A 1,165-nucleotide genomic window follows, 5' to 3' on the forward strand; every position below is an offset into this window, starting at 1 on the left:
GGATGCTCCGATCAACTTGCCGCGCAGCGATGGCAGGCCGTAATTCACCAGGCAATCAGCGCTATTCCCTGAAAACGGCCTAATACAGTGTGCAGCGGAGCGTTTTCCGCCCGGTTCTCCGTGTTAAGTGCGCAACTCACCCAAACCCATCAGTCGTTTTCGAGCCATCCACAGGTTCGACAGGGCGAACAGCGTGGTCAGTTGGGCCGTGTTTTTCATCAGCCCACGAAAGCGTACTTTCACGTAACCAAACTGGCGCTTGATAACCCGAAACGGATGCTCAACCTTGGCGCGTGTCTGCGCTTTGCAGTACTCGATCTTGCGCTTGGCTTTGTACAACAGGCTGCGTTTGTTCAGCTTGGAATACGTGCTGCGCCGAGCCGCGATTTGCCAGATCACGTCACGATTTTCGTGCTCTTCACGCTTCTCGACACCGGTGTAACCTGCGTCCGCATAGACCGCGTTTTCGTCCCCGTGGAGCAGTTCAGCGACTTGGGTGACATCGGCCACATTGGCAGCGGTGCCATGGACGTGATGAACCAGTCCAGACTCAACGTCAGCGCCGATGTGGGCCTTCATACCGAAGAAATACTGGTTACCCTTCTTGGTCTGATGCATCTCGGGATCGCGCTCGCCGTCTTTGTTCTTGGTCGAGCTTGGGGCATGAATAATGGTCGCGTCGACGATGGTGCCCTGGCGCAGTGACAAGCCTTTGTCCTGCAAATAACCGTTGATGACCGCGAGGATTGCAGGAGCCAGTTGATGTTTCTCCAGCAGGTGCCGGAAGTTCATGATCGTGGTGTCTTCCGGTATCGGCGCACTCAACGTCAGGCGTGCAAACTGGCGCATGGGGGTGATTTCGTAGAGCGCTTCTTCCATGGCTGGATCGCTGAGGGAGAACCAGTTCTGCAGCAGGTGAATGCGCAGCATGGTTTCCAGTGGGTAAGGTTTTCGACCGCCACCGGCCTTGGGGTAGAACGGCTCGATCAGGCCGAGCAGACCTGCCCAGGGCACGACCTGATCCATCTCGGCAAGGAAGCGTTCGCGGCGGGTTTGCTTGCGCTTGCCGGCGTACTCGAAGTCGGAAAAGCTCATCTGGCTCATGGGAGGCTCGGATCAGGTGGTCGGTCGATTTTCGCATATCCGGGACTTGTTCGGAGATTCC

The 1,165-nt window shown here is 56.9% G+C and carries 1 protein-coding gene; it reads right to left on the reverse strand.

Annotation, left to right across the window (positions count from 1 at the left end; all coding sequences use genetic code 11):
* Window positions 1-123 precede the first annotated feature (123 nt).
* The gene (locus tag AC19YY_RS30975) at window positions 124-1,104 is read right to left on the reverse strand and encodes an IS5 family transposase (protein WP_096144393.1); all 981 of its coding nucleotides are present in this window, start codon (window positions 1,102-1,104) and stop codon (window positions 124-126) included.
* Window positions 1,105-1,165: the final 61 nt, after the last annotated feature.

Source organism: Pseudomonas sp. MF09156, assembly GCF_059862305.1.

Coding starts and splice junctions, on each gene's coding strand:
- AC19YY_RS30975 (WP_096144393.1), bottom strand. CDS start 1,104: ATGAGCCAGATGAGCTTTTCCGACTTCGAGTACGCCGGCAAGCGCAAG.